At 65.8% G+C, this 13,912-nt stretch carries 13 protein-coding genes; 11 read left to right on the plus strand and 2 right to left on the minus strand.

All coding sequences use genetic code 11. The features are described 5' to 3' along the window. Window positions 1–19 precede the first annotated feature (19 nt). Window positions 20–994, plus strand: a complete 975-nt coding sequence (gene dksA, locus RUU78_RS21210) for an RNA polymerase-binding protein DksA (protein WP_313919675.1) — start codon at window positions 20–22, stop codon at window positions 992–994. Between the two features lie 75 nt (window positions 995–1,069). Here dksA and RUU78_RS21215 read toward each other — a convergent pair whose 3' ends face one another. Both RUU78_RS21215 and cysS read right to left on the minus strand, forming a co-directional pair. Further along, a complete protein-coding gene (locus tag RUU78_RS21215; RefSeq protein ID WP_313919676.1) occupies window positions 1,070–1,507 on the minus strand; it encodes a SufE family protein in 438 nt (145 codons plus the stop codon). Then, window positions 1,504–2,883, minus strand: a complete 1,380-nt coding sequence (cysS, locus tag RUU78_RS21220; RefSeq protein WP_313919677.1) for a cysteine--tRNA ligase — start codon at window positions 2,881–2,883, stop codon at window positions 1,504–1,506. Before cysS ends, RUU78_RS21215 begins: the two co-directional genes overlap by 4 nt. A gap of 357 nt (window positions 2,884–3,240) precedes the next feature. Here cysS and RUU78_RS21225 point away from each other — a divergent pair, with 357 nt between their 5' ends. The 10 genes from RUU78_RS21225 to RUU78_RS21270 all read left to right on the plus strand — a co-directional run bounded on the left by RUU78_RS21225 (window position 3,241) and on the right by RUU78_RS21270 (window position 13,887). Continuing rightward, window positions 3,241–3,783 carry a glycine zipper 2TM domain-containing protein gene (locus tag RUU78_RS21225; protein WP_313919678.1) on the plus strand — a complete coding sequence of 181 codons (543 nt, stop codon included), beginning with the start codon at window positions 3,241–3,243 and terminating at the stop codon, window positions 3,781–3,783. A 319-nt stretch (window positions 3,784–4,102) separates the two neighbouring features. Then, the gene (locus RUU78_RS21230; RefSeq protein WP_313919679.1) at window positions 4,103–5,113 is read left to right on the plus strand and encodes an N-acetylornithine carbamoyltransferase; all 1,011 of its coding nucleotides are present in this window, start codon (window positions 4,103–4,105) and stop codon (window positions 5,111–5,113) included. 39 nt (window positions 5,114–5,152) lie between these two features. After that, window positions 5,153–6,367, plus strand: a complete 1,215-nt coding sequence (locus RUU78_RS21235; protein ID WP_313919680.1) for an argininosuccinate synthase — start codon at window positions 5,153–5,155, stop codon at window positions 6,365–6,367. Between the two features lie 14 nt (window positions 6,368–6,381). Further along, entirely contained in the window at window positions 6,382–7,473 is a 1,092-nt protein-coding gene (locus tag RUU78_RS21240) for an acetylornithine deacetylase (protein ID WP_313919830.1), read from the plus strand. Further along, window positions 7,460–8,776: an acetylglutamate kinase gene (locus tag RUU78_RS21245; RefSeq protein WP_313919681.1), complete on the plus strand. Its 1,317-nt coding sequence runs from the start codon at window positions 7,460–7,462 to the stop codon at window positions 8,774–8,776. Before RUU78_RS21240 ends, RUU78_RS21245 begins: the two co-directional genes overlap by 14 nt. Before the next feature lie 10 nt (window positions 8,777–8,786). Beyond that, entirely contained in the window at window positions 8,787–9,746 is a 960-nt protein-coding gene (gene argC / locus RUU78_RS21250; RefSeq protein WP_313919682.1) for an N-acetyl-gamma-glutamyl-phosphate reductase, read from the plus strand. Then, window positions 9,743–11,044: an argininosuccinate lyase gene (locus RUU78_RS21255; RefSeq protein WP_313919683.1), complete on the plus strand. Its 1,302-nt coding sequence runs from the start codon at window positions 9,743–9,745 to the stop codon at window positions 11,042–11,044. Before argC ends, RUU78_RS21255 begins: the two co-directional genes overlap by 4 nt. Then, window positions 11,041–12,195: a glutamate 5-kinase gene (gene proB, locus RUU78_RS21260; RefSeq protein WP_313919684.1), complete on the plus strand. Its 1,155-nt coding sequence runs from the start codon at window positions 11,041–11,043 to the stop codon at window positions 12,193–12,195. Before RUU78_RS21255 ends, proB begins: the two co-directional genes overlap by 4 nt. Beyond that, on the plus strand, window positions 12,192–13,454 hold the full coding sequence (locus RUU78_RS21265) for a glutamate-5-semialdehyde dehydrogenase (protein ID WP_313919685.1): 1,263 nt from the start codon (window positions 12,192–12,194) through the stop codon (window positions 13,452–13,454). The genes proB and RUU78_RS21265 overlap by 4 nt, the downstream gene beginning before the upstream one ends. Before the next feature lie 175 nt (window positions 13,455–13,629). After that, window positions 13,630–13,887 (plus strand): hypothetical protein, encoded by a 258-nt coding sequence (locus RUU78_RS21270; RefSeq protein ID WP_313919686.1) that lies wholly within the window; start codon window positions 13,630–13,632, stop codon window positions 13,885–13,887. Window positions 13,888–13,912 lie beyond the last annotated feature (25 nt).

Below are 13,912 nucleotides of genomic sequence, written 5' to 3' on the forward strand. Positions count from 1 at the left end.
GCCACAACGGTGAACGGAAATGGCGAAAAGCACGCTTAGTACGGCAAAGAAAGTCGTAGCCAAAGGGAAGGCCACCGCGAGCGCCAAGGCGGTGAAGAAGACGTCGAGCACGACCAAGAAGGTGGTCGCGAAAGCGGGTCCGCCGGTGAAGAAGGCGACGAAGCCTGCGGCCAAGCCAGCGAAGGCGGCAAAACCCGTCCCCAAGGCGGCCAAACCTGCTGCGAAAGCCGTCGGCAAGCCCAAGGCGGCCGCCGAGGCCTCGGTGAAGAGCAGGCCGGCACCACCGCCGATGAGTAAGGCAAAACCAGCTGCGGCACCGGCCAGCGTGAAGGTGAAACACGCGTCAAATATGATTCCATCCGCCGCTCCTGCAACGGCGAAGTCTGCACCGGCCGCCAAGGCCGTGCCGCCGACGATGCCTGCAGCCGCGCCGGTCGCGACACCAGCCCCCATAAGCAAACCGACGAAGCAAGTGATCACAGAAGAAAACAAAAAGAATTCGCGCAAAGGCGTCATCACGCCGAACGCATCCGAAGCCGGCATCACGATGGAAGGCGGCCGCTATGCACTGGCGGCTACGACGACTATCGATCTGCCTGCAGGCTATCGCCCGTCCTCGGACGAGGAATACATGAGTCCGATGCACTTGGCCTTCTTCCGCAACAAGCTGCGCGACTGGCGCGATCAGCTTGTCGAGGAGTCCAAGCAGACTATCGACAACCTGCGCGAAGAAGTCCGCGACATCGGCGACGAAGCCGAACGCGCAACCCGCGAGACGGAGAATTCGCTGGAGTTGCGTACCCGTGATCGCTATCGCAAGCTCATCGCGAAGATCGACAAGGCGCTCAAGCGCATTGAAGAAGGCCGGTACGGCTACTGCGAAGAGACCGACGAGGACATCGGCCTGGAGCGTCTGGAGGCGCGTCCCATCGCGACGCTTTGTCTCGACGCTCAGGAGCGCTGGGAACACCGTCAGCGCCAGATGGGCGACTGAGGAGCAACGGTGCAATGACAACGCCCCGCTTCGCGGGGCTTGTTCATGCGGTGCCGGAAGTCCTGCGCGGGCGGCTCAGCCCGCGGACGTCGCGTGTGCGTATTGCTTGATCTTCTGCAGCATCGCCGCCAGTCCATTCGAACGCGTCGGAGACAGGTGCTTGGCCAGGCCTATCGAATCGACGAAGCGCGGTTCGGTCGCAAGGATGGCCTCGGCTGACCGTCCCGAGTACACGCGCAGCAGCAGTGCAATCAATCCGGTCACGATCGACGAGTCGCTGCTCGCGGCGAACTGCAGGCAAGCTGCATTGCCCGAGGCTACGAGCCATACCTGCGACTGGCAGCCATGGACCTTGTTGGCCTCGGTCTTCCAATCGTCCGGGAACGGCGCGAGCTTGCGCCCGAGATCGATCAGATACTGATAGCGCTCGGTCCAGTCGCCAAAGAACGCGAACTCGTCGATGATCGCATCCTGCGCCGCCTCGGCGGCCGTTGTGCCGGTTTCGTCGTTCATGCACCTACACGCCAGCGCGTACCCTGGGCACCGTCTTCGATCGTGACGTTCATGGATGCAAGTTCGGCGCGGATCTGATCAGCACGGGCGTAGTCGCGCGCGGCACGCGCCGCATTGCGCTCGGCGATCAGGGCATCGACACGCGCAGCGTCGACTTCCGCGCCCGCCGGCACCTGCTTGAACCAGGACTCGCAATCCTGCTGCAACAGTCCGACCAGCGCCGCGGCGGCGAGCAGGCGGCTCTTGGCGTCTGTCGCGTCGGCCGTGCCCGCGCTGCGGCGGGCCGCGTCGGCCAGACCGGCCAGGATCGCGAACGCGTCCGGCGTGTTGAGATCGTCCAGCAGCGCAGCCTCGAATTCCGTTGGTACGTCGGCGTCCGCCACCTCTACGTCGGTGAGGTCGCGCAACACGCCATACCATCCGTCGAGTGTCGCGCGCGCCTGGCGCAGGGCCGCATCGGACCAGTCCAGCGGCTGCCGGTAGTGCGCTTTCAACAATACGAAACGCAGCACTTCGGGCGGGTAGATCTCCAGCAGTTCATGCAGCACCTGCGTGTTGCCGACCGACTTGGACATCTTGCGGCCTTCCAGCGTCAGCATGCCGTTATGCAGCCAGTAGCGTGCGAACGGCTTGCCGCCATGGGCGCAGGTACTTTGTGCAACCTCGTTTTCATGATGCGGAAACAGCAGGTCGACACCGCCCGCATGGATGTCGATGGTTTCGCCCAGGTGGGTTTCGCTCATGGCCGAGCACTCGATATGCCAGCCCGGACGACCGCGTCCCCAGGGACTGTCCCAGCCCGGCAGATCGCTGCTCGACGGCTTCCACAGCACGAAATCGGCTGGATTCTTCTTGTAGGGGGCGACCTCGACGCGGGCGCCGGCGACCATGTCGTCGACCGACCGCCCCGAGAGGTGTCCGTAGTCCGCATAGCTCGTCACGTCGAACAGCACATGATGTTCGGCAACATAGGCGTGGCCGCTCGCGATCAGGCGCTCGCACATCGCGATGATCTGCGGGATGTGGGTCGTCGCGTGCGGCTCGACGTCGGGCGGATCCACGCCGAGCTTGCTCATGTCGTCGCGGTAGGCGGCGGCAAACCGCTCGGTGATCCCGCTGATCGGCAGGCCGCTCTGGCGCGCCGCTTCATTGATCTTGTCGTCGACGTCGGTGATGTTCCGGGCGTAGACCACGCCGGAAAAATGCCGGCGCAGCAGCCGTGCGAGCAGCGCGAAGACGACGGGTGGCCGCGCATTGCCGATGTGCACATAGTTGTAGACGGTCGGTCCGCAGACATACAAGGTCACCCGGTTCGGGTCCTGCGGAACGAAGTCCTCGGTGCGGCGGGTCAAGCTGTTGTGGAGACGAAGATTCATACAATGGCGCCTTGATGAACGACAAAGTGTAGCAGGCGATTCCTCCGGCACGGGACAGGGCGAGGCAGGCACGAGCAACTGTGCCTTGGACTCGCGAAGTGCCGGGCTGGTTGCCCCTCGCGAATCGGAATCGACCGACGCATCGTGCCTTGCGGTATCCGAAGCCGAGAGCCTGTCCGTTCAGTTGCGTAGCGAGTACATCGCCGACAGTGCTTGCCTTATCGCCGATTCAGCCAGATAAGGTTAAATTCTCATCAAGCCTATGGAGAAGCGCGCAGTCGGGTCGATATCCGCGACGGCGCAAGTGTGGTCGATCCCTTCGATTCGCGCGCTTAGCCAGCTTTTCGGAGATGCGTAATGTCTGGTCGGTTTTTCGTGTCGTGTGCAGCCTTGTCGTTTTTCCTGCTTCCAGTCGCCCACGCTCAGGGTGAGCGTCGCGATTCTGGCGACGAAGGCGTTCATTTTGCATGGGCCGACGTGGTTCGCGTCGATCCCATCTATACCTACGAACGCGTGAGCCGGCCCGAGCGCGAATGCTATGACAGCGACGTGACGCGCCGGGAGGACCGACGCGGTAACAACACCGGCGCGACCGTGCTCGGTGCGATCATCGGCGGTGCGCTCGGCAATCAGGTCGGCAAGGGCGACGGACGCAAGGCGGCGACGATTGCCGGTGCCGTTGCCGGCGGTGCCATCGCCAACAACGCGGCCCGGCGCGATGACGAAACCTACGTCGCCAGTGAACGTCATTGCCGCGAGGTCGACGGCGGTTACGAAGAACGCCGCATCAACGGTTACGACGTCGAGTACCGCTATCGCGGCGAAACCTACATGTCGCGCCTCAACTACGATCCCGGTGAACGCATGCGCGTCCGCGTCAGCGTCAGCCCGGCCGACTGAGGCAGACGGTCGCCGATCTTCACAGCGCCGGTAACCGCCGGCTCTTATGCTTTCGTATTGTTGCGCCACACAAATCTTCCATGCCATGATCGCCGGACCCATGAGCCACGCCTATTCCGACGCCGATATCCTGACCAGCGCCCGCATGGCCGCCGGCATGACTTCGCGTGCGCGCCGACCGTTCCCGTACATATCTGCCGGGTAGGTTGTCGCACAGCTTTAATGTGTTTCGACGAAAACCCGGCCCCTGCGCCGGGTTTTTTCATGTTCGACCATCGAACCCGGCGGCCAGGCAATCCTGTCACTTCCGAGGACTTCGATGACTCTGCGCCATTTCCTGAACACCAACGACTGGTCACGGGCCGAACTTGAGGAGCTGCTCGCGCAGGCGGCGCACTTCAAGCAGAGCCGGCTCGGCCAGCAGATGGCCGGCAAATCCATCGCGCTGCTGTTCTTCAACCCGTCCATGCGTACGCGCACGAGCTTCGAACTCGGCGCGTTCCAGCTCGGCGGTCATGCCGTCGTGCTGGAACCGGGCAAGGCCGCGTGGCCGATCGAGTTCGCGCCGCGCGCCGTCATGGAGGGCGATACCGAGGAGCACATCGCCGAAGTCGCACGAGTGCTCTCGCGCTACGTCGACCTGATCGGCGTACGTGCTTTTCCGAAGTTTCAGCAGTGGGAAGTCGACCGCCAGGATCTGGTGCTGAACGCGTTCGCGCAGTACTCGACCGTGCCGGTGATCAATCTCGAGACCATCACGCATCCGTGCCAGGAACTGGCCCATATCCTCGCGTTGCAGCAGCACTTCGGCAACCTGGATCGCAAGAAATACGTGCTGACCTGGACCTATCACCCCAAGCCGCTGAATACCGCGGTCGCCAACTCGGCGCTGCTGATCGCGACGCGGTTCGGGATGGACGTTACCTTGCTGTGTCCGACGCCGGACTACGTACTCGATGCACGCTACATGGATCTTGCTCGCCAGAACGCGATGGAAAACGGCGGTTCACTGCAGATCAGTCACGACGTGGAGGCGAGCTATCGCGGTGCCGATGCGGTGTACGCCAAGAGCTGGGGCGCGCTGCCGTTCTTTGGCAATTGGGAGCAGGAAAAGCCGGTGCGCGAGGCGCATCGTCACTTCATCGTCGACGAAGCCAAGATGGCGCTGACCCACAACGGCGTGTTCAGTCATTGCCTGCCGCTGCGGCGCAACGTCAAGGCCACCGACGCGGTGATGGATTCGCCTGCCTGCATCGCGATCGAGGAAGCGGAAAACCGCCTGCATGTACAGAAAGCCGTCATGACTGCCTTGCTGAGCCAGGCACGCTGACCGATCACGTTGTCCTTCGTCCTATCCTGGAACACACTCATGACCGATTCGAACAGAGCAACCGCCAAGGACGTCGTCCTCGCATTTTCCGGCGGACTCGATACCAGTTTCTGCATTCCCTATCTGCAGGAGCGCGGCTATGCCGTGCATACCGTGTTCGCCGACACTGGCGGTGTGGACGCGCAGGAGCGCGCCTACATCGAGGCGCGCGCAGCCGAACTTGGCGCCGCGAGCCATGTGACCGTCGACGGCGGTCCGGCGATCTGGTCTGGTTTCGTCAAGCCGTTCATCTGGGCCGGCGAAGGCTATCAGGGCCAGTATCCCCTGCTCGTATCCGACCGCTATCTCATCGTCGAGGCCGCGCTACGCCGCTGCGAGGAACTGGGTACGCGCCTCGTCGCCCACGGCTGCACCGGCATGGGTCACGACCAGGTGCGCTTCGATCTCGCGGTCAAGGCGCTGGGCGACTACGAAATCCTCGCGCCGATCCGCGAGATCCAGCGCGAGCACAAGGAAGTCCGAGCCTACGAGCAGCGCTATCTCGAACAGCGTGGCTTCGAGGTGAAGGCCAAGCAGAAGAGCTACACGATCAACGAGAACCTGCTAGGACTGACCATGTCGGGCGGCGAGATAGACCGGTGGGAGGCGCCCGGTGAGGGCGCGCGCGGCTGGTGCGCGCCGCGCGCCGAGTGGCCGGCGCAGGCGTTGCGCATCACGGTTTCCTTCGAGCACGGCGAAGCGGTGGCGCTCAACGGTGAGCGAATGGCGGGACACCTCATCCTGGCCCGGCTCAATGCGGCGCTCGCGCCTTACGGCGTCGGACGCGGCATCTATACCGGCGACACCACGATCGGCCTCAAGGGCCGCATCATCTTCGAAGCGCCCGGCCTGACCGCGCTGCTCGGCGCGCACCGTGCGCTGGAAGAAGCGGTGTTGTCGCGGCATCAGAACCGCTTCAAGCCCGAGGTCGCGCGGCGCTGGGTGGAACTCGTCTACGAAGGCTTCTATCACGACCCGCTCAAGACCGACCTCGAGGCCTTTCTGGCCTCCAGCCAGCGCTGCGTCAACGGCGAGGTGACGCTGGAAACCCACGGCGGCACGGTGCATGCGGTGGCGATCGCATCGCCGCATATCCTCAGCGCCAAGGGCGCGACGTATGCGCAATCGGCCGACTGGGGTGTCGCCGAGGCCGAGGGATTCATCCGTCTCTATGGGATGAGTTCCACCCTCTGGGCCGAGGTCAACCGACAGTGAGCACCGGTAACGCTCTGCTCGACTATTGCCTGATCCATCTCCGCGAGTTGGTCTCTTACGACACGCAGAATCCGCCGCGCGCGATCGGCACCGGCGGCATCTTCGACTATCTGCAGTCGCAACTGCCTGGATTTCGTCATCGGGTCACCGATTTCGGCGCCGGCGCTGTGAGCCTGTACTCGGTTCGCGGAAAGCCGCGCTTTCTGATCAATGTGCATCTGGATACCGTGCCTGCGACGCCGACCTGGACGCGTGATCCGTTCGAGCTTCTGGTCACCGACGATCGCGCCATCGGCATGGGGGCCTGCGACATCAAGGGCGCGGCGGCGGCGATGGTCGCTGCTGCGCGCGCCAGCGACGGCGACTGCGCGTTCCTTTTTTCCTCCGACGAGGAAGCCAACGACGCCCGCTGCATCGCGGGATTCCTTGCGGAACCGCGCGAATTCGATGCCGTGCTCGTGGCCGAACCGACCAAGGCCCAAGCGGTGCTCGCGCATCGCGGCATCAGCTCGGTCCGGATGCGTTTTGCCGGCCGGGCCGGTCATGCCTCGGGAGCCAGTGCAGCCACGGACAGTGCCGTGCATCAGGCGCTGCGCTGGGGCGAGCGCGCGCTGAACCATGTCGAATCGCTGGCCCATCATCGCTTCGGCGGATTGACCGGCCTGCGCTTCAACATCGGCCGCGTCGAGGGCGGTATCAAGGCCAACGTGATTGCGCCCTCGTGCGAGGTGCGCTTCGGCTTCCGTCCGTTGCCGACCATGTCGACGGACGAGCTCATCGAAACCTTTCGCATGCTGGGCCCGACGCTGCCGGCGGAACTGGAGCAGACCTTCTTCGGTGCCTCGCTGCCGGCCGGCGATACCGCTGCGGCGGAGACACGCCGCCTGGCTGCGCGCGACGTGGCCGAGGAACTGGATCTGCCGATCGGCAACGCGGTCGATTTCTGGACCGAGGCTGCATTGTTTTCGGCGGCGGGTTTCACGAGCTTGGTGTACGGCCCCGGCGACATCGCGCAGGCGCACAGCGCCGACGAATGGGTCGCCCTGGATCAACTGCAACAGGTAGCCGAAAGCTACGTACGGATCATCGACCATGGCCGCCACTAAGGATGTCCGCCAGACCATCGTGCGACTGCTGTCGAGCATGGCCAGTGCGAAGGAAATCCATCAATACCTCAAGCGTTTCTCGCAGATCGACGCGAAGCGCTTTGCGGTCGTCAAGGTCGGCGGTGCGGTGCTGCGCGATGACCTCGACGCACTGACGTCGTCGCTGGCGTTCCTGCAGCAGGTCGGCCTGACGCCGATCGTCGTGCACGGTGCAGGTCCACAGCTCGACGAACAGCTGGCCACCGCCGGCATCGTCAAGCAGACGGTCGACGGCTTGCGCGTGACCTCGCCCGAGGCGCTGGCCATCGTGCGCCGTGTGATGCAGACCGAGAATCTGCGCCTCGTTGAATCACTGCAGACGCTCGACGTGCGGGCGACTTCCGTCGTTGGCGGCGTGTTCGATGCGCGCTTTCTCGACCAGGAACGCCTGGGTCTTGTTGGCGAAGTGCAGGGCGTCAATCTCGCACCCATCGAGGCCAGCCTGAACGCGGGCTCGATCCCCGTCATCGCGAGCCTCGGCGAAACCGCGGGCGGGCAGATCCTCAACATCAATGCCGACTTCGCCGCAAACGAACTGGTGCAGGTGCTGCAGCCCTACAAGATCATCTTCCTGACCGGCACCGGCGGCCTGCTCGACGGTGACGGCAAGGTCATCGACTCGATCAACCTGTCGACCGAATACGATCACCTGATGACGCAGCCCTGGATCAACGGCGGCATGCGGCTGAAGATCGAACAGATCCGCGATCTGCTCGACAATCTGCCGCTGGCTTCGTCGGTGTCGATCACGCGGCCGGCGGAGCTGGCCAAGGAGCTGTTCACGCACAAGGGTTCGGGCACCCTGATCCGGCGCGGCGAGAAAGTGCTGCGCCTCACGTCGTGGGACGGCATCGACCTGACGCGAATGCGCGGCCTGATCGAATCGAGCTTCGGCCGTACCCTGGTCGACGACTATTTCGAGCGCACGACGCCGTTCCGCATCTACGTCAGCGAGAACTACCGCGCCGCGGTGATACTGACCGTCGCCGCAGGACTGACCTACCTTGACAAGTTCGCCGTGCTCGACGAAGCCCAGGGCGAAGGGCTTGGCCGTGCCGTCTGGCAGGTCATGCGCGAGGAGAATCCGCGGCTGTTCTGGCGCTCGCGCCACGGCAACCTCGTCAATCCGTTCTACTACGCCGAATCCGACGGCTGCTACAAACAGGAAAAATGGAAAGTGTTCTGGTACGGCGTGGCGGATTTCGCCACGATCGAGCGCTGCGTGGAACATTGCCGCAGCCGGCCCGCGACCTTGCTCGGCTGAGGAGAACGGCATGAAGAGCGTAGGCATCATCGGCGCGCGCGGGCATACGGGCGCCGAACTCATCCGTCTGATCGCGGCGCATCCGGGACTGGAGCTGGCGTTCGTGTCCTCGCGTGAACTCGAGGGCCAGCGCGTGGCCGACAGCGTTCCGGGTCACGCCAGCGACCTGCGCTACGTCAATCTCGACGCCGCGGTGACCGCGCAACAGGACGTCGATGCGGTCGTGCTGGCGCTGCCCAACGGCAAGGCCGCGCCCTACGTGGCGGCGATCGACGCAGCGGCGCCGTCACGCATCGTTGTCGATCTGTCAGCAGACTATCGCTTCGACCGGCAGTGGTACTACGGCCTTCCCGAACTGACGCGTACGCGCTATTCGGGACACAAGCGCATCAGCAATCCGGGCTGCTACGCGACTGCGATGCAGCTGGCGCTCGCGCCGCTGGTCGACGATCTCGCGGCGCCGCCCGCCTGCTTCGGCGTGTCGGGCTATTCGGGCGCCGGTACGACGCCGTCGGACAAGAACGACCTCGACAAGCTGCGCGACAATCTCATGCCTTACGCGTTGACCGGCCATGTGCACGAGCGCGAAGTCAGTGAGCAACTCGGCCTGCCGGTCGAATTCATGCCGCATGTAGCGCCGCATTTCCGCGGCATCACGCTGACGGCGAATCTGTGGCTGCGGCAGCCGACGACACGCGACGCGATCCGTGAGCGCTATGCGCGCGGCTACACCGGCGAAGCGCTGATCCGCCTCGTCGACGACCCACCCTGGGTCAGCTGCATCGCCGGCCGCCATCATTGCGAGATCGGTGCCTTCGCGCTCGCGCCGGGCGGCAAGCGCGTCGTTGTCGTCGCGACGCTGGACAACCTGCTCAAGGGCGCCGCGACGCAGGCGCTGCAGAACCTCAACACGGCGCTGGGGTTCGACGAACTCGCTGGCATCCCGCTGACCGACGGAGAACGCGCATGAGTGGCCTGCTCTGGCAGAAGGAAGGCGTCGAGGTCGATCCGCGCATCATGCGTTTCCTGGCTGGCGACGACGTGCTGCTCGACCGTGAGCTGTTCGCGCACGACGTGCAGGCGAGCAAGGCGCATGTCGAAGGACTGGCCCGCATCGGTCTGCTCGACCAGGCGAGCTGCGACGATCTGCTGCGCGAACTCGATCTGCTCGCGCAGGACTTTGCCGCGGGCCGCTTCGTGCTCGACGAGCGCTTCGAGGACGGTCATTCGGCGATCGAGGCGCGCCTGACCGAGCGTCTCGGCGACACCGGCCGCAAGGTGCACACCGGGCGCAGCCGCAACGACCAGGTGCTCGTCGCCTCGCGTCTGTGGCTCAAGGCGCAGCTGGCCGAACTGATCGCGCACTGCACGGCCGCGGCACGCGTCTGCCTGGACCGGGCCGGCGGCGAGAGTCTGCCGATGCCGGGCTATACGCACCTGCAGCGTGCCGTGGTCTCGTCCACGGCGATGTGGTTTGCAGGCTTTGCCGAAGCCTTCATCGACGATGCGCGCCGCGCGCAGGACACGCTCGCGCTGATCGATGCGAACCCGCTGGGCACGGCGGCCGGCTACGGCGTGAACCTGCCGCTGGATCGCGATTTCACGACGCAACGACTGGGCTTCGCGCGCCTGCAGATTTCGCCGATCTACGCGCAGCTGTCGCGCGGCAAGTTCGAGCTGGCCGGGTTGGACGCGCTGGCCTCGGCCCTGCTCGACCTGCGCCGCCTGGCCTGGGACCTGAGCCTGTTCACGACCAGCGAATACGGCTTCGTGCAGTTGCCGGCGGCGTATACCACGGGTTCGTCGATCATGCCGAACAAGCGCAATCCGGACGTGGTTGAGCTGATGCGTGCGAGCTATGCCGCGGTCGCTGCGGCGCGTTGCGAAGTGGAACAGTTGCTTTCGCTGCCCTCGGGCTATCAGCGCGATCTGCAGTTCAGCAAGGGCTCGATGATTCATGGCTTCGGCCGCGGCCTTGCCGCGCTCGCACTGCTGCCGGACCTGCTGCGGGCGCTGGAATGGAACGCGCCGAAACTGGCCGCGGCGATCGAGCCGGCGATGTACGCGACCGACGTCGCGATCGAGCAGGCCGTCTCCGGCGTGCCGTTCCGCGAAGCCTACCGCCGTGCCGCCGAAACCGCGGCGAGCGCGGGCGACGGGCGCAGCCCCGAGGCGAGTCTCGCCGCGCGCGTCTCGCCGGGCGGCGCGGCCGATCTGCGTCTGGATGAGCTCGAAGCGCGCTGGGCCGCGCTGGCCGGGTCGGCATGAGCCTGCGGCGCCACGCCGAACAGGATCTGCCACGCTGGCGCCGCGCCGTACTCAAGGTCGGCAGCAGCCTGCTCGCGGCGAACGGCGGCGGCCTGAGCACGCGCCACGTGCTGGGGCTGGCCGAGTTCATCGCCGCGAGCCATCGTGCCGGCCGCGAAGTCGTGCTGGTGTCTTCCGGCGCGGTCGCCGCGGGTCGCGCGCTGGTGCGCCATCAGCCCGAGGCCGCGCATGGACTCGCGGCGCGCCAGGCATTGGCCGCGATCGGCCAGACCACCGTGGTCGCGTTGTGGCAGCGCTTTTTCGACCGACCCGTCGCGCAGGTGCTGCTGACCCACGACGACCTGCGCAACCGGCGGCGCTATCTGAACGCGCGCGCGACTCTGCGCGAACTGCTGGCCCTGGGCGCGCTGCCGGTCGTCAACGAAAACGACACCGTTGCCGTGGACGAACTCAAGCTCGGCGACAACGACAACCTCGCCGCGATCGTCGCGGCGTTGGTCGATGCGGATCTGCTGCTGATCGCGAGCGATATCGATGGACTCTATTCGTCCAATCCGCGCAGCGATGCGAACGCCGAACCGATCGCAGACGTCGCGGCAGTGACGCCGGCCATCCTCGCCATGGCTGGTGGCAGCGGCAGCAGCATGGGCACCGGCGGTATGTATACCAAGCTCGAGGCCGCGACCAAGGCCGCGGCTGCCGGCATCGCCACGGTGCTGTTCAACGGCACGGATGCGGACAGCCTGCGGCTGCTCGCGACCGACCGCCTGCGCGGCACGCTGTTCCGCGCCGGCGACACGCGGCTGCACGCGCGCAAGTACTGGCTGCGCCATGCGCCGCTGGCCGGGGGGCGCCTGCGTATCGACGCCGGCGCGGCGCGCGCGGTCCTTGGTGCGGGCGCGTCGCTGCTCCCGGGCGGCATCACCGCGGTGCACGGCGATTTTGCGCGCGGCGACATGGTGGAAATCGAAACCGCGCAGGAATGGGGCACTCAGATCGTCGCGCGCGGCATCAGCCAGTACGCCGCCGGTGAAGTGCGCCGCATCGCCGGACGCAAATCGGCCGAGATCGAGAACCTGCTCGGCTACAGCTACGGCGAGACCGTAGTCCACCGCGACGATCTCGTCGCCATGAGCGGAGCGAACCCATGACGGCGACGGTACGCGATCAAGCGCTGGCCTGCCGCGCCGCCGCGCAACAGGTGGCCGAACTCGATGCCGCTGCGCGGACGCGCGTGCTCGAGGCGATGGCCGACGCGCTCGCGCGCGCCGAGGCCCCTATCCTCGATGCGAATGCGCAGGACGTCGCCACCGCGGCCGCGCGCGGCGTGGCGCCGGCACTGCTCGACCGGCTGGCACTCGATCCGGTGCGCGTCGCCGCGATGGTCGCCGGCGTGAGGCACGTCGCCGGTCTGTCCGACCCGGTCGGCGAGGTCACGCGGCGCGAGCAGCGCCCGAACGGGCTCGTGATCGAGCGCGTGCGTGTGCCGCTGGGCGTCATCGCGATGATCTACGAGGCGCGGCCGAACGTGACTGCCGATGCCGCGGCGCTGTGCCTGAAGGCCGGCAATGGCGTCATCCTGCGCGGCGGTTCCGAAGCGCAGCAGTCCAATCGCGCGATCGCCGCGGCGCTGGGTGCCGCGTTGCAGTCCTGCGGCGTCGATCCCGCCGCGGTCAGCGTGCTTGAGGATCTGCGCCGCGACAGCATGATCGAACTGCTGCAGCTCAGCGACATCGTCGATCTCGCGATACCGCGCGGCGGCGAAGGCCTGATCCGCTTCGTCGCCGAGCACGCGCGCGTGCCGGTGATCAAGCACTACAAGGGCGTATGCCATCTGTACGTCGATGCGGATGCGGACGAAGACCTCGCGCTGGATCTCGTCATCGACGGCAAGACCACGCGCCCGGCGGTCTGCAACGCACTCGAAACGCTGCTCGTGCACGCGGACGTAGCGCCGCGCTGGCTGCCGCGCGCCGCCGCCGCGCTGCGCGAGCGCGGCGTGGAACTGCGTGGCTGCGCGCGGGCACGCGAATGCGTCGACGGTATGGGATTGGCGACGCGCGACGACTACGCGGCGGAATTCCTCGATCTGATTCTTGCCGTGCGCGTGGTCGACGATCTCGACGAGGCCATCGCGCACATCCGCGAATTCGGGTCCGACCACACCGAAGTGATCGCCACGCGCGACGCGGCGCAGGCGCAGCGCTTCATCCGGTCGCTGCGCTCGGCCGTGATCATGGTCAATGCCTCGTCGCGCTTCAGCGACGGCGGTGAACTCGGTCTCGGCGCCGAGATCGGCATCTCGACCACGCGACTTCATGCGTACGGGCCGATGGGTGCGGAGTCGCTGACGATCGAGCGCTACGTGGTGCGCGGGGAAGGGCAGGTACGGCATCCGCGCAGCGCCTGAAGCGACGACGCTGCGCAGGGTTACCAGGCCGGAAGTCATGCGCGCATGGCGCAACGGCATCGGTCTGCGCCGAAGCGAGTGAACCCTGCCATCAGTTGGGTCGAAGCGACGCAACCAAAAGACATGTGTGGTCATCCAAGTCAGGGCAAATGCAGCAATCCCTGGAGCACACGTCATGTCTACCTATACCGTCCTGTCTTCTTCCACCCTGCCGCCGAAGTTCGCCATCGCCTGCGCCGCCGCAATGGGTTTCGCCGTTATCAGCCTGTTCTCCGGCACTTCGTCCGTCGCGCCGGCCCGCGCGCCGCGCACCGAAAGCACGGTGACCTTGCCGACCATCGTGGTCGTGCCCGATGCGGCCGATCGCGCCGCGGCGGCCGCACTCGATACGGTCGTGGTGCACGCGTCGAACAAGCGCCTCGACGAAGTCTGAGCAAACCTATGCGGTATCGCCGCGA

The organism is Tahibacter sp. (genome assembly GCF_032229445.1).
In the GTDB taxonomy this organism is placed as follows: Bacteria; Pseudomonadota; Gammaproteobacteria; order Xanthomonadales; family Rhodanobacteraceae; genus Tahibacter.